We start from the raw sequence: 17,400 nt of genomic DNA, 5'->3' as shown, positions 1-17,400 counted from the left end.
GATCTTTTCAATAATTGTGTAAATGTTTAATTTGAGAAATCTGGGCCAAAAACCACGTTACGATCAGCAGGTCGGCACTGCCGCCAGGACTGAGATTGCGTTCAATGCAGTGGCTGTCGAACTGATGCAGATGAGTGAGATCGGCGGGGGTTCGGATGCCCCCTTGTTGTAACAATGCGTTTGCCTGCTGCTGTATCCAGCGCAGTCCTGCCGCACCGCCACGCGAGGCAACGTTGGTGTCGCCGTTGAGCGCAATCAGCAGGAGTAAGGTGTCGAGCAGTGCCAGCTCGGGATCGCGCCCCTCAGCTAACAGGGCGCGATAGTGTGGAAGCGCATGGCGGATAACCAATGGATATCCCGCTTCGGCTTCGCCACGTGCGCCGGTTAATCCCAGTTGCTGATAAAGTCGCTGACCTGCCGTGATTTGTTGATTGTTATTGCGCAGTTCGCGCTCGGTCAGACCGCGACAAAAGCTGGCGGCGGTAGTGCAGATCGTTTCCGGTGTAACAGATTGCCGTTGCTGATGTAGACGGCCAATGGCGGCACACAGCAGGCCGAGAGAAAAAATGCTGCCCTTATGGGTGTTCACACCCGCGGTGGCCCGAAACATGTCGGCTTCACAGGCCATACCTAACGGGCGTAAGCCGTTTAATACGGCGTCGGCTGGCATTTGCGCGCAGCAGGCACCGTATTCAATAAAACGCGGCAACCAGGCCTGAATGGCCAGCGCGCTGCGGTGAAAATCCGTCAACGACATGTCTTTATGCGCGCCACAGTTCAGACGATCGACCAGCCCGGGTTTTGGCGTCAGGTTGACTTCCGTCAGCATTGCGCGCCACGCCAGATGGCCGTACGCGTCAACCAGCGTGTGGGGAAGGGCGGTGGTTTCAACGGGCATATCGGGAATCGGCAGCATGCAGTAGCGCCTCCATGTGGTTGATCAGAAAGGAGAGCGTATGGGTTTTCCCACGCGCGCATTCCGCCGCGTTCTGTTCGCACAGCAGACAGCGGCGAGGGGGAAGCGCGAAATGGCGGCGGGAGAGAATTTCGCCTCCGGGAGTGAGCACATCGATGTCCCACAAACGTCCCAGAGGATGAGTCTGTTCGAGCTCAATGGTTGCGAGCTTGATGTCACGGGCCGGTGCCTCAATCGAGAGCATGCCTTCTGGCCCGCTGGCTGAGGCCAGTGCAGCCTGCTCCCTGATAGGCCAGTCCGCCTGCGCCGCCAGCGTACGCAGGGCGGTCACGCCATGATTAAAGAGGCGACGGGTGAGCTCGCTGTCTTTAATCGGGCCAGGCGCTACCACGGTAAAGGAGACCAGTGGAATAGGATGGCGCGCCAGCCAGACGTGTTGCCGTGCCTGTCGCTCATCCCGACTGACGAGTAGCTCGGGAATTGAAACTGCGTGGCGGGTGGCCTGTTCAGGGAGCAGGTGCATGGCTTATTCCTTCACCTGATGAACAACGTCGATCACTGAACCATCGCGATAGCGCACTACGGCAATCACGCGGTCGGTGAATTCGATTGGACGAGGTTCGCCAGTGAGTTGCTGTGCACGTTCGCGTAACCACTCAATCGAGACGACCTTCATCCCCGCGTCTTTCAGGCGTTCTGCCAGTTCCGGACGCGCCGGGTTAACCGCAATACCATGATCGGTAACCAGAATATCGACGCTGGAACCCGGTGTGACGCAGGTCAGCACGTTATCTACCAGCGTCGGAATACGGCCACGTACCAGCGGCGCGACGATGATTGACAGCGCAGCGGCGACGGCGGTATCGCAGTGACCGCCGGACGCGCCGCGAATGACGCCGTCAGAACCGGTCAGCACGTTGACGTTAAACTGGGTGTCGACTTCAAGCGCACTCAGCACGACCACGTCCAGACGGTCAACGGAGGCCCCTTTTGAACCCCAGTTGGCATACTGATTTGCACTGATTTCGATGTGATTCGGGTTGCGCGCCAGAGATTCAGCGGCGCTGCGGTCAAAGCTCTGTACGTCCAGCAGTTTGCGAATCAAACCTTTTTCATGCAGGTCGACGATAGTGGCGGTGATGCCGCCCAGGGCGAAATCTGCGCGGATATTGCGGCTGCGCATTTTGTCTTCCAGGAAGCGAGTGACCGCCAGCGAGGCACCGCCGGTACCGGTTTGCAGTGAAAAGCCTTCTTTGAAATAGCCGGAGTGGGCGATGACCTCGGCCGCGCTGCGGGCAATCAGCAGTTCACGCGGGTTAGTGGTCATTCGGGTGGCGTCGGCCCCGATTTTATCGGCATCACCGACCTGGTCTATTTGCACTATCAGATCAACCTGATCCTGGGTGATGCTGGCCGGGTTGTGTGGATAAGGCAGCAGTTGCTCCGTCAGTAGCACCACCTGGTTGGCGCTTTCCGCGTCAACGCGGGCATAGCCGAGTGAGCCGCAGCACGCTTTACCGGTATAGCCGTTGGCGTTACCGAAAGGATCGCATGACGGGACGCCGAGGAAGGCCACGTCAATGCTGAGTTCGCCGCTTTGTACCAAATGCACGCGCCCGCCGTGGGAGTGAACCTGGACGGGCTCTGCCAGCAGGCCGCGAGAGATCTCTTCTGCCAGCGGTCCGCGCAGACCGGAAGTATAAATGCGGCTGACGACGCCGTGACGAATATGGTCGACCAGCGGTGCGTGGCAGTCACTCAGGGAACTGGAGGCCAGCGTCAGGTTTTTAAATCCCATGCTGGCAATGGTTGCCATCACCAGGTTGAGGGTCAGGTCGCCGCCGCGAAACGCGTGGTGGAAGGAGATGGTCATGCCATCCTGTAAACCGGAACGGCGGATCGCCTCTTCAAGACTCGCGCACAGTTTTTGGTCACGCGGTTTTTGTGCCTGCAGAGCTTGTTTCGCGGTGCTCGTATAGGTGGAAAGGTCACTTTCGGCCTGGCGACTCCAGGCTGCTACCCGTTCCTGTCGTTGAAACTGTTCGTTTTTCTGGGTCATTGTTTTTGCCTTATTCTTCGCGGATGCCGGAAAGTTCTGCGCGGGAGAGCACCAGACGTGCGCGCTCGATCACCGGGCTGTCGACCATCTTGCCGTTCAGGGAGACCACCCCGAGGCCTTCGCGGGCGGCGGCTTCTGCGGCTTCCACGACCAGACGCGCATGCGTCACTTCTTTTTGCGTCGGGGCATACAGGTTGTGCAGCAGTTCAATCTGGCGTGGGTTGATCAGCGATTTGCCGTCAAAGCCCAACTGTTTGATGTGGGCCGCTTCATGCAGAAAGCCCGCTTCGTTGTTGGCATCGGAATAGACGGTATCGAACGCCTGAATCCCGGCGGAGCGTGCGGCCTGTAAAATCGAGCAGCGGGCAAACAGTAATTCAGTGCCCTCTGGTGAACGTTCTGTACGCAGGTTGCGTACGTAGTCTTCCGCTCCCAGCGCGATCCCGATCAGACGCTCGGAGGCGTGGGCAATTTCTACGGCGCGGGTGATACCTAACGGCGATTCGATGGCGGCCAGCAGACCTGTACTGCCTGGCTCGCGACCGCAGGCTTTTTCAATACGCAGAATTTCGCTTTCGATATCGATAACATCCTGAGCGGTATCGGTTTTCGGCAGCCGAACCACGTCAGCACCGCCGCGAACGACCGCTTCCAGATCGTTGATCCCCCATTCGGAATCCAGCGCATTTACGCGCACAATGGTTTCGACGTCGTGGTAGAGCGGATGCTGCAGCGCGTGGTAGACCAGGCGACGCGCGGTGTCTTTTTCACGCAGTGCGACGGAGTCTTCCAGGTCAAACATCAGGGCATCTGCCGGATAGATGAAAGAGTTGCTGACCATTGCGGCATTGGCGCCGGGAACAAACAGCATGCTGCGGCGAGTGCGCGTTTTGCGCTGTTGTAAAGAAGCGGAAATCATTGGCGATCCTCCCAGGGCAGGGCCGGGATGCCGCTGGCGCGTGCCAGTAATGCTTCCAGTCGTGCACGTAAAATGCAGTCCAGCGCGCCTTTATCATCGACATTCAATTGCACGCCGCGCACGTCATACTGCGCCAGAACATCCAGAATGGTGGCGCGAATGGCCTCGCCAAACTGTTTCTCAACGCTGCTGTTGATCTGCAGATCAATATCCTGCGTATCGAGAGGGGCGATGCGTATCATCACATCACCGGACTCAAGTGTGCCTGCGACGGCAGCCTGATTTATTTTCATTTTTCACCTGTTACTAATGCGGGGGTCTTTTGGCGGACTGTCGCGGGAGCGGGCGCGCGTTCAGGCATGCTTTGCAGGTACTGCAAAGTGGCTGAAGGCACCAGCGACGCGATAGCCGTGAGATCTTTTTTCACGAGCAGTTTGCGCACCAGAGAGGCGGAGATCGGCGTCTCCTGGAAACACAGTCGCTCTATTTCCACCAGTTCAATGGGCGGGGCGGGGAGGGTCGGCGTTTCCAGCCAGAAACGCATATCGTGGTTATACTGGGCGGTTACGCCGCAAAACGGTTCCGTACCGACGAAGCGATGGGTGATCCCCAGCGCGGGTGCCAGATACTGACGGAAAATTTTTAAATCAATTTCGGTGTAGCAATGGTTGATGACGCTCTGTTCTTTGATGAAGTAGCACGGGAATGTGGCACGCGAAATGATGTATTCCGAACCGCGATGGACGGTGAGATGCGCAATATCCGACGTGCCTTTAAGCACCAGATCGAGTCGGTCCTCATACGGGAAACGCGAGGTATCTTCTTTCACCAGAAACAGATGAAGCCAGTCACACTGCGCCGCTGCCTGTTTGATCAAATAGCGGTGACCATTGGTGAACGGGTTGGCATTCATCACGATACAACCGATTTTCTTTCCGTCATGACGCAGTTTGCTCAACGACTCCGCGTAGCGTTTCAGACGCGTGGTGCTGTTTTCCATCAGCACCATGATGCCGGGAACGCTGGTGAGGGTGGAAAATCCGCACTGCCTGAACAACGTTTCGTACTCTGTTTTGGTATAAATGAAGAGATGCGTGCAGTGTCTTTCGTAGGCGAGATTGATGAGTTCTGTCGCCAGCGTGAGCGCTAAACCTTCACCGCGTACCGATTCGCTAATGGCAACGCACTTAATGATATTTCCGGCAATACCGCCGCAGGCGATGAGTTTTTCGTCGCGGGTAACGGTAATAAAAACCTCAACGGTGGTATCGACGCTCAGATCATTTTCTTTCAGGAATTGCGTGATCGCCGCCATTTTTATATTTTCTGAGCGTTTGACGCGCGTGAACACATTATTACCAAACATAGTGGATGAGTCCTGAAGATATATTGTTGTTGCCAGTATTGTGCGTATGTTGTATGAGAATACTATTTGATAACGTTTTGTTTTCATTCCGGGAAAAAGACGATTTTGCAAAGGTCTATTTCTTTTTTTCCCGAATGCATACATCGTAAGGAGTATTTCGGAGATAAATTTTGATTTATTTCACAAAGGCTTAGATGGTTTTTATGAGTTTAATGGTTTTAAGTTTTTTAATTATTCTTATTGCAGATTGTGACGTGGAGTTAAATGACTTAATTGATTTAATGTGGTGAATCTGTAACGATCGTCTTTATTATTTCTGTGTTTGGATAGAACATTTTTATTACATTTGCTGGCTAACTATACCGAATAATGCCCATTAAGGAACAGTCATGTTGGTTCAAAAAAATAAAAAGCCGTTTTCTTTTTTTCGCCGACTGGCATTTCCGTTACGCATTTTTCTGCTTATTCTCGTTTTCTCAGTGTTCATTATTGCCGCACTGGCACAGTATTTTTCCGCCAGTTTTGAGGATTATTTGAGTACACATGTCCGCGATATGGCGATGAACCAGGCGAAGATTATTGCCGCCAACGACAGCGTCATTGCGGCAGTGAAGGCACGCGATTACCAACGGCTGGCAACCATTGCCGGTAAACTGCAGAGCGATACCGATTTTGATTATGTGGTGATTGGCGATAGTCACTCTATTCGACTTTATCACCCTAATCCGGAGAAAATCGGTTACCCGATGCAGTTCACTAAACCGGGCGCGCTGGAGAGAGGGGAGAGTTATTTCATTACCGGGACGGGGTCGATTGGGCTGGCGATGCGGGCAAAAACGCCCATCTTTGATGATGACGGTAACATCATCGGCGTGGTCTCCATTGGCTATCTGATCAGCAAAATTGACAGCTGGCGGCTGGACTTCATTCTGCCGATGGCTGGCGTGTTTGTTCTGCTGTTGGTGGTTCTGATGCTACTCTCCTGGTTTTTTGCCGCCCACATCCGTCGCCAGATGATGGGGATGGAACCCAAGCAAATTGCCCGGGTGGTTCGTCAGCAGGAAGCGTTGTTCAGCTCAGTATATGAAGGGCTGATAGCTGTCGATCCGGACGGCTATATTACGGCCATTAACCGCAGTGCGAGAAAGATGCTCGGTCTGCGTTCGCCGGGCCGACAATGGTTGGGTAAACCGATTCATGAAGTGGTGAGCCCGTCGGATTTCTTTACCGAACAGATTGCTGAAAGGCGTGTGGACGCAATGGTGAACTTCAATGGCCTGAGCGTTATCGCCAACCGCGAGGCGATCCGTTCAGGCAATGAACTGCTGGGGGCGATCATCAGTTTCCGCAGCAAAGACGAAATCGCCACCCTGAACGCGCAACTGACACAGATTAGGCAATATGTGGAGAGCCTCAGAACGTTACGACATGAACATCTGAACTGGATGTCAACGCTCAATGGCCTGCTGCAAATGAAAGAATACGATCGGGTCAGGGAGATGGTACAGGGGGAGTCGCAGGCACAGCAGCAGCTGATCGACAGCCTGCGCGAGGCGTTTGCCGATCGCCAGGTGGCGGGTCTGCTGTTTGGTAAGGTTCAGCGCGCGCGCGAACTGGGTCTCAAAATGACGATCGTTCCCGGAAGCCAGCTTCAGCAACTGCCGGAAGGGCTGGACAGTACCGAGTTTGCGGCGATTGTCGGGAATCTTCTCGATAACGCGTTTGAAGCCAGCTTGCGTACCGAGCAAGGGAATAAGGTTGTGGAACTGTACCTGAGCGATGAAGGCGATGATGTGGTGATCGAAGTTGCCGACCAGGGATGCGGTGTCCCTGAAGCATTGCGCGAAAAAATATTCGAACAAGGTGTGAGCACCCGTTCCGATGAGCCAGGTGAGCACGGCATCGGACTGTATTTGATTGCAAGTTATGTGGGGCGCTGTGGCGGAATGATTACTCTGGAAGATAATAATCCCTGCGGCACCTTATTCTCTCTTTTTATTCCGAAAGTGAAAAAGAACAATGACGGAACCATTAACCCTATTAATCGTTGAAGATGAAATGTTGCTTGCTGAGATGCATGCCGAGTACATTCGCCATATTCCTGGTTTTCATCAGATCTGGTTAGCCGGTAATCTGGCGCAGGCAAGAATGATGATTGAACGGTTCAAACCGGGTCTCATTTTGCTGGATAACTACCTTCCGGACGGGAAGGGGATCTCGCTGCTGCATGAGTTGACGGCGTCGCATTATCCCGGCGGGGTGGTCTTTACCACCGCAGCCAGCGATATGGAAACGGTGGCGGACGCCGTGCGCAGCGGGGCGTTTGATTATCTGATCAAACCTATCGCTTATGAGCGCCTGGGACAGACGCTCACCCGTTATCAACAGCGTAGACGGATGCTGGCAGAAAACGACAGTGCCAGCCAGCGACAAATTGATGAGATGTTTAATGCCTACGCGCGAGGTGAGCCGAAAGATGAATTACCCACCGGTATTGATGCCTTAACGCTCAATGCGGTTAAAAAGCTGTTTGCTGACCCGCAGGTACAGCACACTGCTGAAACCGTCGCGCAGGCGCTGACCATCAGCCGTACGACCGCCAGACGGTATCTCGAATACTGCGCCAGTCGGCATCTGATTATTGCGGAAATTGTGCATGGTAAAGTGGGGAGACCACAGCGTATTTACCACGGTTAATGACGGTTTGGCCGGATGAGACGCACAGCGCCACCATCCGGCATTGGCCCTGAATCAGCCTCCCGTCACCGCGGAAGATGAACCTGGAACCATCACTTCAGTCGCGATGATAACGATCAACAGCCCGACCATGACCGGTACGGATGTGCGTTTTACCACTTCGAACGGCGAGATTTTTGCCATCCCCGCCACCGCCACGACCACGCCGGAGACCGGGGAGATCGTACGGCCCAGGTTGGACGCCTGCAGCATTGGAATCGACAGGTACGCCGGGTTGATGCCCGATGATTGCGCCAGCTTAGGAATCATTTCAACGAAGGCATAGAACGGCGCGTTACCGGAGCCGGTAGTCATTGCTGCCAGCATAGTCAGAATCACCAGTACCAGCATCAGGATGATGCTCGCCGATCCAAATGAGGTGGCGATGGAGATCAGACTCTGGATGAAGCCAATCGTGCTCAGACCCTGCGCGAACACGCCTGCCGCGACTAACAGCATTACCACGTTTGCAAAAGCGTCGGCCATGCCGCGATACGCCACTTCGAGTCCTGAATACACTTTCTGAGTGTTGAAACCCCGGACGAATTCCAGTACCGCAGCGATAAGCATGCAGAGCACCAGAATCGTAATGATGTGCAGTTGTGGCCCCCACTTGCCGTCAAAAATCAGCACCCCGATAATCGGCGTAAACGGCAGAATGGCGTAGAACGCCGGTGCCGTGGTGGTGATTTCATTCACGTCGAGCATTTCATGGGCAGCATTCTCTTTTTTATCCAGATAGCGCTGCCAGAAATAGTGCGCAATCGCCATCCCGATAATCGCCGCAATGGAAATCGGCAGCGTGGTTTTAAAGGCAAAATCGATCAGCGGCATTTCGGCCGCTTTTGCAGCCAGCACCACATCACCGGAGGTGGGGGAAAGGATAATCGCCGCAGGCGAGGCACAGATGGCCGCAGCGGCCCCCCGGCTAATTCCCACGTTAACCATGATCGGGAAAAGCGTTGCCATCAACAACACGCCGAGCCCGGTGGCGGAAGAGACAGCCAGGGACATCAGACAGGCGACAAAATAGGCGGCAATCATTAGCAGATAAGGTGAATTGATGTACTGCAACGGCTTAGAAGCCAGTTTCACGACCATATCGTTCGCGCCGATGTGGGTCATGTAGGCGGCAAAACCGCAGAGCATCATGATCATCATACCGAGATCGCCACCACGGCTCATCAGCAGGATTTTGACGTACTCAACGATATCCGTTGCGGAATAGCCCGTAGACGTTTCGCTGGAGGGCAGCACTTTATGGCCCATCAGGGCGCTGATAATCAGCAGCGCCAGACCGCCAACAAAGAGCACGCCGGTAGCCGAATACCCTTTAATGATGTAGCGCGCTACACCCACAATAACCACAACTCCAATAAGGAGTTCGATAAAAGTCAACATTGTTTCCCCTGTCGCGTGGACACCAGAAGTAAAATTAAGAAAATGCCAATTGTTGGTGTGAAAATGTGCCGAATAAGTGCGTGCTACTTGCTGATTAAAATCAATAAACAGAACGATTAACTGTCGGTAAGCGGCTATTTTTACGTTAGGGTGATGAAGACGGAATATTTTATTTTCCTGTTTTCCGGAAAATGCCTGGTTGTTTGTGATTTGTTTTGTTTTTGTTTTATCATTGTTAATTGATAAGGGTTGAAGAGTGTTTTTACCGCAATTGTGTTAAAGTCAGACAATATCTGACTGATAATTCAGCGATAAATAACATTACAAAGAACGTGGTTTAATTGATGAATTCAAAATCTTAGAACAATCTGATTCATGTCAGTGCTACCGCTGTTAAGGTTTCATTCAAGTTATTTTTGATACAATAAAGACTGAACTTAAGAATGGTAATAAATGTTGTGAGCGCAGCTAAAAAATATTTTCTCTTTTTTTCATTTCTTTTTATTCAGTTAGCGATGCTGCCGCAGGCGGTGGCGGAAGAAAAAGGGTGGTTTAATACCTTTACCGACAATGTTGCCGAAACCTGGCAGCAGCCTGAGCATTATGATTTGTATATTCCCGCTATTACGTGGCACGCGCGTTTTGCCTATGATAAGGAAAAAACGGACCGCTATAACGAGCGTCCGTGGGGCGGCGGTTTTGGTCAGTCGCGCTGGGATGAAAAGGGAAACTGGCACGGCCTGTACATTATGGCCTTCAAAGATTCCTGGAATAAATGGGAACCGATTGGCGGTTATGGCTGGGAGAGTACCTGGCGACCTCTGCCGGATGACAATTTCCATTTGGGACTCGGTTTTACCGCCGGGGTGACGGCACGTGACAACTGGAACTACATTCCTCTTCCGGTCCTGCTGCCGTTAGCTTCCATTGGCTACGGTCCTGCGACGTTTCAGATGACCTATATCCCTGGTACCTATAACAACGGTAACGTCTACTTTGCGTGGATGCGTTTTCAGTTCTGAACCAATGAATGGCAATAAACGTAATATAAAACATAGCGTTATAAGCTTATGCTAAAAAATAACGCGACTTTTATCACTTTTTGCCAAAGTTCGACTGGACAAAGTGAACCACAATTGGTGTACTGGTACCCGACACAGCATTTGTGTCTATTTTTCATGTAAAGGTAATTTTGATGTCTAAGATTAAAGGTAACGTTAAGTGGTTTAATGAGTCCAAAGGATTCGGTTTCATTACTCCGGAAGATGGCAGCAAAGATGTGTTCGTACACTTCTCTGCAATCCAGACCAATGGTTTTAAAACTCTGGCTGAAGGTCAGCGTGTAGAGTTCGAAATCACTAACGGTGCCAAAGGCCCTTCTGCTGCAAACGTAACTGCTCTGTAAGCTTACGTCAGCAAGATTTCAAAACCCGCTTATTAGCGGGTTTTTTTTGGTCTCTAGTGCGCGCTGGAGGCGGAAAACAGCCAGAACGCCAACGCCGTCATCGCAAAGGATCCCAACAGGTTGGCCAACACATTTAGCATTGCCCAGCCCAGTCGTCCTTCCTGAAGCAGAAAGACCACTTCCGCCGAAAAGGTAGAGAATGTCGTCAGGCCGCCACAAAAGCCGGTTGTGATCAGCACCTTCCACATGGGATCGATGTTGGTCATGCGACTAAACCATGCCAGACCCATACCAATGATGAACGCGCCAAGTAAATTTGCGGTCAGGGTTCCCATCGGAATCGCCTGATGCATAGGGTTAAACCGCATACTGAGCATCCATCTCGCTACACTTCCTGTGCCACCGCCAATAAAAACCGCTAAAAGAAGTTGTAACACTGCATAATCCTGCTATTTGGTTGGTATATAAGATAAGTGTAACGCCGAATAATCATTGTTGGCGAGTGTGATAAACCTGACCGGAGGAGTTATGTTAGTTGCTGCTGGGCAATTTGCCGTCAGTCCTGTGTGGGAAAAGAATGCAGATACCTGCGTCGCACTCATGTCGCAGGCGGCGGAAAACGGCGCATCGTTGCTGGTTCTGCCGGAGGCATTGCTGGCGCGAGACGATTCGGATCCCGACCTGTCGGTGAAATCCGCCCAGCATTTAGAGGGGGATTTCCTGAAACAGCTGCTGCGGGAAAGCGCATCGAATACGATGACCACCATTCTCACACTTCATGTCCCTTCGCGACCCGGTCGTGCGGTGAACACGCTGGTGGCACTGCGCGGGGGGAAAATCGTGGCAAGCTACGGCAAGCTGCATCTTTATGATGCCTTCTCCATTCAGGAGTCCCGTAACGTTGACGCTGGCAACGCCATCGCGCCACTGCTTGACGTTGAGGGGCTCAGGGTAGGGTTGATGACCTGCTATGACCTGCGCTTTCCCGAATTGTCGATGGCGCTTGCGTTGCAGGGCGCGGAAGTCCTGGTGTTGCCGGCAGCCTGGGTCAAAGGGGCGCTGAAGGAACACCACTGGTCAACACTGTTGGCGGCCCGCGCTCTTGATACCACCTGTTATATGATTGCCGCAGGGGAGTGCGGTAACAAAAACATTGGTCAGAGTCGTATCATCGACCCCTTTGGCGTGACAATTGCGGCTGCGGCAGAAGTTCCGACGCTTGTTATGGCGGAGATTTCCGCACAGCGGATCCGCCAGGTGCGGGCACAGTTACCGGTATTACGTAACCGCAGATTTGTGCCACCGCAATTATTATGACGTTTTTTTAAACACTGCTTGATTCACCTTGTTACAGATTGCTATTGTGTGCGCGCGTCAAATGACCGTTAATATTCTCAGGTTACTAAGGGCGCGCTACGCCGCCTGTTTTAAGTTAAGAAGGTATCTATGGGTGAGATTAGTATTACCAAACTGCTGGTGGTGGCTGCACTGGTCGTTCTGCTGTTTGGTACCAAGAAGTTACGTACACTGGGTGGAGACCTGGGCACGGCGATTAAGGGTTTCAAAAAAGCGATGAATGATGAAGATGCGGGCGCGAAAAAAGACGCAGACGGCAACATTCAGGCTGAAAAACTCTCTCATAAAGAGTAATACCCGGAGTTAAAGGCTCATCCGTCTTACTCTGACGTGAAAAAACCCGCGATTAAGCGGGTTTTTTATGGGCGAAATGTAAGTATTTATTTCGAAATTACTTCACTTCCATCCCTTTTGCCTGCAGGTCAGCGTGGTAAGACGAACGGACGAACGGTCCGCAGGCAGCATGGGTAAAGCCCATCGCCATCGCTTCCGCTTTCATCTCTTCAAATTCGTCCGGGCTGACATAGCGTTGAACCGGCAGGTGGTGACGACTTGGCTGCAAATACTGGCCCAGCGTCAACATGGTCACGCCGTGACGACGCAAATCACGCATGACTTCAATGATTTCGGCATTCGTCTCGCCAAGACCAACCATCAGACCAGATTTGGTTGGGATCTCCGGATGCGCTTCTTTAAAGCGTTCCAGTAATTTGAGTGACCAGTTATAGTCTGCACCCGGGCGCACCTGACGATAAATGCGCGGTACGTTTTCAAGGTTATGGTTGAAAACGTCCGGCGGAGTGGCGGTCAGAATTTCCAGAGCGCGATCCATACGGCCACGGAAGTCGGGCACCAGCGTTTCAATCTTAATCGTTGGGCTTTTCTCACGAATAGCGGTAATGCAATCGGCAAAGTGCTGAGCGCCACCATCACGCAGGTCATCACGGTCAACGGAGGTGATCACCACATAGCGCAGGGCCATATCGGCAATAGTTTGCGCCAGCTTAACCGGTTCGTTGGCGTCCGGTGCCACAGGGCGGCCATGGGCCACATCGCAGAACGGGCAACGACGGGTACAAATGGCGCCGAGGATCATAAATGTGGCGGTACCGTGGTTGAAACACTCCGCAAGGTTTGGGCAAGAGGCTTCTTCACAAACAGAATGCAGGCCATTCTTACGCATTGCCGCTTTGATACCCTGGATACGAGTGGAGTCTGCTGGAAGCTTAATTTTCATCCATTCCGGCTTGCGGAGCAGGGCTTCGCGCTCTGTAGCCACATTTTTGACCGGGATAAGGGCCATCTTATCGGCATCGCGGTATTTAACACCGCGTTCCATCACAATGGGTTTACTCATAGCGTGCATGTTCCAGTTGCGAATAACGAGGGAAAGCGTTTCAATTCAAGGGAATGTTGTATTTATCAACTATTTTTGAATTAACGACACGCAGTATATCATTGAAACGGGTCTTAAAGCAGCCTGAGTGGCCGGCAAAATGTAAAATAGTTGTTGTTTTGTGCCATTTGCTCAGCATCAGTTTTGACCAGGTCGCAACATTTCTTTTTCAGAATGCGTCGCGGATCACCGTGATGACATTCTCCAGTACCGGATCGCGTAAGCTCAGCTTGTTGTAATGCAGTGAGAAGTCGATTTTTTCCTGGTTCAGGGACGAGTGAGGGATCCGCTGAAGCGGCCAGCAGTGGTTGAACAGCGTGAAGAAGCGCGCAGGCATAATACCCACCAGATCGCTGTGCGCAATGAGCGATGCCAGCGTGAAAATGTTGTAACTGCTAAAGCTGATTTGCCTGTCGGGAAACAGTTCCTGGATACGCTGGCGCAGGAGCGTGAAGCTTTGCCCTTCGATCATTAACAAGCTATGTTCCGCGCCATCGAGGGCCTCAGGGGCCGGGGAGCGCGTCAGGGAAGGGTGGTTCTGACGACAGACCAGTTCGATTTTGTCAGAAAACAGAACATGATTCTCTACCGCACGGTTGCTGTAGATGTGGTTATCGATAATCAAATCGCTCTGAAACTGGCTGAGTTGCGTTTCGGCGTCATGAACGGGGATGTTACGCAGATGCAGTTGCGGATGGCGCGTTTTGATGGCGTGATAAATGGTCGGCATCACCAGCGCGCCGATAGACGGTGTGGTCCCGATAGTAATCGTCCGTTGTTTATCGTAGCTGCCGGTGAGGTCCAGGGCCCCGAGAATGGACTCCAGCCCCTGGCTAATATACTCGTGTAGATGAGTGGCATAGGTAGTGGGTGTCACGCCCTGGCCTTTTCGGATAAACAAAGGGTCGGGAAATATTGTGCGTAATTTTTGAATAGACTGGCTGATCGCGGAGGGTGTCAGATTAAGAATTTTCGCAGCATTGACGATCCCCTTATGAACATAAACGGCTTCAAAAATAGTCAGCAGGTTCAGGTCTATATTTCTCAGCGTTCTGAAAATTTGCGGCTTATCTTCGGGGCGATGTTCATAGAAATGTCCTTTCGGCTTACTTTTCTCACTCACGTTCTAACTCCAATTTAATTCACATTATAAATAATAGTGGTGTTTTGTATTTGTTATGAGTATGCGTTTTTCACCACTATTGTTCATCTCGCGGTATCGATAACCATTTTATGGCAATTGATTGAAGGTTTAACGTTTGTATAAAGAAAAATCCTACGTCATTTTTTTAAATGACGGAGTAAAGGCGTTAAAAATTCAAGCTAAGATAGACAGAAAATATAGAAACCCGGAGGCATTGTAAAGCATTTGAGCGGGAAGGAGGGAATGGCCCGCGAATTTTTGGGCCATTGCATTCAATGAGTTAAGCAGGGATATATTCGTAAGGGGGATTATTTAGCAGCGCTAAAATATTGGCTAATAATCGTGGTCGGATATTATCTGTCGTGGCCTCGTTATCCCATTGAGATATTTTTGTCATTTCCATACCTGCATAGCCACATGGATTAATTCGTAAGAAAGGTGAAAGATCCATATTAACGTTTAATGCCAGTCCGTGGAAAGAACAACCGCGACGAATGCGCAAACCGAGAGAACATATTTTCTTTTCACCGACATAAACGCCAGGGGCATCCGCACGCGGGTGGGCGTCAATATCCCGTTCTGCCAGGGTATTCACCACGGTCTGTTCCAGCAGCGTGACCAGTTCCCGTACGCCCAGTTTACGCCGCTTCAGGTTCAGCAGCACATACATGACCTGCTGACCCGGTCCGTGGTAAGTCACCTGTCCGCCGCGATCGCTTTGAATGACCGGGATATCCCCTGGCATTAAAACATGTTCTGCTTTGCCTGCCTGACCCTGAGTGAAAACAGGGTAGTGCTCAACCAGCCAAATTTCATCGGCGGTATGTTCATCGCGGGTGTTGGTAAAGTCGTGCATGGCCTGGGAGACGGGTTCGTAGGGTTGAAGACCGAGCTGGCGGACCAGTATTTTATCCTGAGACAAAACAGCATCTCCGTAGAGAAGTAACCAATGGGGGAGAGAAGTATATCACAGCGAAGAGAAGGCGAGGTGGGCACCCGAACAAGGTCGGGGCCCGAACCTGTATTACAGAACCATACGGACGATTTCGATGTTACCGAGCTCTTCGTACAGGGTTTCAACCTGCTCAATATGGGTCGCGTTGATGGTAATTGAAACCGAGTGGTAATTGCCTTTGCTGCTGGGTTTTACCGTCGGGGAGTAATCACCTGGCGCATGGCGCTGTACCACTTCAACCACCTGTTCAACCAGCTCAGGTAACGCCTGCCCCATGACTTTGTAAGTAAAAGGAGTAGGGAATTCAAGCAGTTCGTTAAGTTTGGTTTTCATGTCAGCTCCGGCGTAACGTAAATAAATAACAACTCCCGCCAGAGGGCGGGAGTTTTACTGATGCTTAGTATATGGGGATGGAAATCACACTTTCAAGTGTTCAATTTTTAACCAAACCAGTGATGGAACATTAACTTAATGTAATCAATGATTTTGCTGAAGAAGTTGCCTTCGGGGATTTCCTGCAGTACGACCAGAGGACGCTGCTCAATGGTTTTACCGTCAAGCTGGAAGTTGATGGTACCGACCACCTGATTTTTCTGCAACGGAGCATGCAACTCCGTGCTGTTCAGCACATAGCTGGCCTTCAGGTCTTTCATACGGCCACGCGGGATGGTCAGATACACATCTTTATCGACCCCTAAGGAGGCGCGATCGGTATCACCAAACCAGGACGGTTCAGATGCGAATTCTTTGCCTGCTTTCAGCGGATTAACCGTTTCGAAGAAACGGAAGCCCCAGGTCAGCAGTTTTTTGCTTTCTGTTTCACGCCCTTTATAGGTGCGTCCGCCCATGACCGCTGAGATCAAACGCATCTGACCTTCAGTCGCCGAAGCAACGAGGTTGTAGCCAGCTTTGTCAGTGTGACCCGTCTTGATACCATCCACCTTCAGGCTGTTGTCCCACAGCAGGCCGTTACGGTTCAACTGACGGATGCCGTTAAAGGTGAACTCTTTTTCTTTGTAGACGGAGTACTCGTTAGGAACGTCGCGGATCAACGCCTGACCAATCAGCGCCATATCACGGGCGGAGCTGTACTGACCGTCGGCATCCAGACCGTGAACCGTCTGGAAGTGGGTGTTTTTCAGGCCCAGCGCGTTCACGTAACTGTTCATCAGCCCGACAAACGCATCCTGGCTGCCGGCAGAAAAGTCAGCCATCGCGACACAGGCATCGTTACCGGACTGCAGGTTAATCCCGCGAATCAGTTGCGACACCGGAACCTGCATGCCAGGTTTCAGGAACATCAGCGATGAACCTTTAAAGACCGGATTACCCGTGGCCCAGGCGTCATTACCGATAGTGACCAAATCCGTTTCTTTGAACTTACCCGCTTTCATTGCCTGACCGATAACGTAACTGGTCATCATTTTGGTCAGACTGGCCGGGTCACGACGCGTATCGGCGTTCTGTTCCGCCAGCACTTTACCGGAGTTATAGTCAATGAGGATATAGGACTCCGCGTCGATCTGCGGAACACCCGGGATCATGGTTTTGATGTTCAGGTCATCGGCATGCGCGCCTGAAATAGCGGCTGTACAAAGAGCCGTGGTGAGCGCCATGCGCTGCAGGAAACGAGCGGAAAAAGTGGTCTTCATGGTCTGAACTACGACGTCCGTGATGGAATTAAAAAAAGTGCCCTACTATAGCAAATGCAATACCGGCAGGCATCTGACTTTCCGCACGACTTTGT

Annotated in this window: 19 protein-coding genes; 6 read left to right on the top strand and 13 right to left on the bottom strand. The window is 51.9% G+C overall.

All coding sequences use genetic code 11. The features are described 5' to 3' along the window. Window positions 1-7 precede the first annotated feature (7 nt). From citG to citC, 6 genes are read right to left on the bottom strand one after another with little or no spacing between them, the layout of a single operon-like run. Complete coding sequence (citG, locus tag GBC03_22855) at window positions 8-916, bottom strand: triphosphoribosyl-dephospho-CoA synthase CitG (GenBank protein ID QFS72838.1); 909 nt, start codon at window positions 914-916, stop codon at window positions 8-10. Next, entirely contained in the window at window positions 888-1,439 is a 552-nt protein-coding gene (gene citX / locus GBC03_22850) for a citrate lyase holo-[acyl-carrier protein] synthase (GenBank protein ID QFS72837.1), read from the bottom strand. Before citX ends, citG begins: the two co-directional genes overlap by 29 nt. A 3-nt stretch (window positions 1,440-1,442) precedes the next feature. Beyond that, window positions 1,443-2,975: a citrate lyase subunit alpha gene (gene citF / locus GBC03_22845; protein QFS72836.1), complete on the bottom strand. Its 1,533-nt coding sequence runs from the start codon at window positions 2,973-2,975 to the stop codon at window positions 1,443-1,445. A 10-nt stretch (window positions 2,976-2,985) separates the two neighbouring features. Further along, entirely contained in the window at window positions 2,986-3,894 is a 909-nt protein-coding gene (gene citE / locus GBC03_22840) for a citrate (pro-3S)-lyase subunit beta (protein QFS72835.1), read from the bottom strand. Continuing rightward, a complete protein-coding gene (citD, locus tag GBC03_22835; GenBank protein ID QFS72834.1) occupies window positions 3,891-4,187 on the bottom strand; it encodes a citrate lyase acyl carrier protein in 297 nt (98 codons plus the stop codon). The genes citE and citD overlap by 4 nt, the downstream gene beginning before the upstream one ends. Continuing rightward, complete coding sequence (gene citC, locus GBC03_22830) at window positions 4,184-5,260, bottom strand: [citrate (pro-3S)-lyase] ligase (GenBank protein QFS72833.1); 1,077 nt, start codon at window positions 5,258-5,260, stop codon at window positions 4,184-4,186. The genes citD and citC overlap by 4 nt, the downstream gene beginning before the upstream one ends. Window positions 5,261-5,649: 389 nt before the next feature. On the opposite strand from citC, the gene dpiB reads away from it, so the two are divergent. Together dpiB and dpiA are read left to right on the top strand one after the other, a co-directional pair. Further along, window positions 5,650-7,311 carry a sensor histidine kinase DpiB gene (dpiB, locus tag GBC03_22825; GenBank protein QFS72832.1) on the top strand — a complete coding sequence of 554 codons (1,662 nt, stop codon included), beginning with the start codon at window positions 5,650-5,652 and terminating at the stop codon, window positions 7,309-7,311. Then, window positions 7,280-7,957 (top strand): two-component response regulator DpiA, encoded by a 678-nt coding sequence (gene dpiA / locus GBC03_22820; protein ID QFS72831.1) that lies wholly within the window; start codon window positions 7,280-7,282, stop codon window positions 7,955-7,957. The genes dpiB and dpiA overlap by 32 nt, the downstream gene beginning before the upstream one ends. Before the next feature lie 54 nt (window positions 7,958-8,011). Here dpiA and dcuC read toward each other — a convergent pair whose 3' ends face one another. Further along, on the bottom strand, window positions 8,012-9,397 hold the full coding sequence (dcuC, locus tag GBC03_22815; protein QFS72830.1) for an anaerobic C4-dicarboxylate transporter DcuC: 1,386 nt from the start codon (window positions 9,395-9,397) through the stop codon (window positions 8,012-8,014). Window positions 9,398-9,840: 443 nt separating this feature from the next. Between dcuC and pagp the strand changes: the two genes are divergently transcribed. Together pagp and cspE are read left to right on the top strand one after the other, a co-directional pair. Next, window positions 9,841-10,419 carry a lipid IV(A) palmitoyltransferase PagP gene (gene pagp, locus GBC03_22810; GenBank protein ID QFS72829.1) on the top strand — a complete coding sequence of 193 codons (579 nt, stop codon included), beginning with the start codon at window positions 9,841-9,843 and terminating at the stop codon, window positions 10,417-10,419. 173 nt (window positions 10,420-10,592) lie between these two features. After that, entirely contained in the window at window positions 10,593-10,802 is a 210-nt protein-coding gene (cspE, locus tag GBC03_22805) for a transcription antiterminator/RNA stability regulator CspE (protein ID QFS72828.1), read from the top strand. Between the two features lie 53 nt (window positions 10,803-10,855). On the opposite strand, the gene crcB is transcribed toward cspE, so the two are convergent. Then, on the bottom strand, window positions 10,856-11,239 hold the full coding sequence (gene crcB, locus GBC03_22800) for a fluoride efflux transporter CrcB (GenBank protein QFS72827.1): 384 nt from the start codon (window positions 11,237-11,239) through the stop codon (window positions 10,856-10,858). 91 nt (window positions 11,240-11,330) lie between these two features. On the opposite strand from crcB, the gene GBC03_22795 reads away from it, so the two are divergent. Together GBC03_22795 and tatE are read left to right on the top strand one after the other, a co-directional pair. Then, complete coding sequence (locus GBC03_22795; GenBank protein QFS72826.1) at window positions 11,331-12,119, top strand: deaminated glutathione amidase; 789 nt, start codon at window positions 11,331-11,333, stop codon at window positions 12,117-12,119. Window positions 12,120-12,248: 129 nt separating this feature from the next. After that, the gene (gene tatE / locus GBC03_22790; protein QFS72825.1) at window positions 12,249-12,452 is read left to right on the top strand and encodes a twin-arginine translocase subunit TatE; all 204 of its coding nucleotides are present in this window, start codon (window positions 12,249-12,251) and stop codon (window positions 12,450-12,452) included. A gap of 97 nt (window positions 12,453-12,549) precedes the next feature. Here tatE and lipA read toward each other — a convergent pair whose 3' ends face one another. The 5 genes from lipA to dacA all read right to left on the bottom strand — a co-directional run bounded on the left by lipA (window position 12,550) and on the right by dacA (window position 17,305). Then, window positions 12,550-13,515: a lipoyl synthase gene (gene lipA, locus GBC03_22785; protein QFS72824.1), complete on the bottom strand. Its 966-nt coding sequence runs from the start codon at window positions 13,513-13,515 to the stop codon at window positions 12,550-12,552. Window positions 13,516-13,723: 208 nt separating this feature from the next. Further along, window positions 13,724-14,677, bottom strand: a complete 954-nt coding sequence (locus GBC03_22780; GenBank protein QFS72823.1) for a DNA-binding transcriptional regulator — start codon at window positions 14,675-14,677, stop codon at window positions 13,724-13,726. A gap of 301 nt (window positions 14,678-14,978) precedes the next feature. Then, entirely contained in the window at window positions 14,979-15,620 is a 642-nt protein-coding gene (lipB, locus tag GBC03_22775; protein QFS72822.1) for a lipoyl(octanoyl) transferase LipB, read from the bottom strand. A gap of 102 nt (window positions 15,621-15,722) precedes the next feature. Next, window positions 15,723-15,986, bottom strand: a complete 264-nt coding sequence (locus tag GBC03_22770) for a DUF493 family protein (protein QFS72821.1) — start codon at window positions 15,984-15,986, stop codon at window positions 15,723-15,725. A 107-nt stretch (window positions 15,987-16,093) separates the two neighbouring features. Then, window positions 16,094-17,305, bottom strand: a complete 1,212-nt coding sequence (gene dacA / locus GBC03_22765; protein QFS72820.1) for a D-alanyl-D-alanine carboxypeptidase DacA — start codon at window positions 17,303-17,305, stop codon at window positions 16,094-16,096. Window positions 17,306-17,400 lie beyond the last annotated feature (95 nt).

It is taken from the genome of Citrobacter telavivensis, assembly GCA_009363175.1.
Taxonomy (GTDB): domain Bacteria; phylum Pseudomonadota; class Gammaproteobacteria; order Enterobacterales; family Enterobacteriaceae; genus Citrobacter_A; species Citrobacter_A telavivensis.
The sequence above is the reverse complement of the archived record's forward strand: the minus strand, read 5'-3'. Positions and strand labels throughout refer to the sequence as shown.

Coding starts and splice junctions, on each gene's coding strand:
- GBC03_22770 (QFS72821.1), bottom strand. CDS start 15,986: ATGAAAACCAAACTTAACGAACTGCTTGAATTCCCTACTCCTTTTACT.
- pagp (QFS72829.1), top strand. CDS start 9,841: ATGGTAATAAATGTTGTGAGCGCAGCTAAAAAATATTTTCTCTTTTTT.
- citG (QFS72838.1), bottom strand. CDS start 916: ATGCTGCCGATTCCCGATATGCCCGTTGAAACCACCGCCCTTCCCCAC.
- dpiA (QFS72831.1), top strand. CDS start 7,280: ATGACGGAACCATTAACCCTATTAATCGTTGAAGATGAAATGTTGCTT.
- citE (QFS72835.1), bottom strand. CDS start 3,894: ATGATTTCCGCTTCTTTACAACAGCGCAAAACGCGCACTCGCCGCAGC.
- dpiB (QFS72832.1), top strand. CDS start 5,650: ATGTTGGTTCAAAAAAATAAAAAGCCGTTTTCTTTTTTTCGCCGACTG.
- dcuC (QFS72830.1), bottom strand. CDS start 9,397: ATGTTGACTTTTATCGAACTCCTTATTGGAGTTGTGGTTATTGTGGGT.
- dacA (QFS72820.1), bottom strand. CDS start 17,305: ATGAAGACCACTTTTTCCGCTCGTTTCCTGCAGCGCATGGCGCTCACC.
- tatE (QFS72825.1), top strand. CDS start 12,249: ATGGGTGAGATTAGTATTACCAAACTGCTGGTGGTGGCTGCACTGGTC.
- citC (QFS72833.1), bottom strand. CDS start 5,260: ATGTTTGGTAATAATGTGTTCACGCGCGTCAAACGCTCAGAAAATATA.
- GBC03_22795 (QFS72826.1), top strand. CDS start 11,331: ATGTTAGTTGCTGCTGGGCAATTTGCCGTCAGTCCTGTGTGGGAAAAG.
- lipA (QFS72824.1), bottom strand. CDS start 13,515: ATGAGTAAACCCATTGTGATGGAACGCGGTGTTAAATACCGCGATGCC.
- citX (QFS72837.1), bottom strand. CDS start 1,439: ATGCACCTGCTCCCTGAACAGGCCACCCGCCACGCAGTTTCAATTCCC.
- citF (QFS72836.1), bottom strand. CDS start 2,975: ATGACCCAGAAAAACGAACAGTTTCAACGACAGGAACGGGTAGCAGCC.
- cspE (QFS72828.1), top strand. CDS start 10,593: ATGTCTAAGATTAAAGGTAACGTTAAGTGGTTTAATGAGTCCAAAGGA.
- citD (QFS72834.1), bottom strand. CDS start 4,187: ATGAAAATAAATCAGGCTGCCGTCGCAGGCACACTTGAGTCCGGTGAT.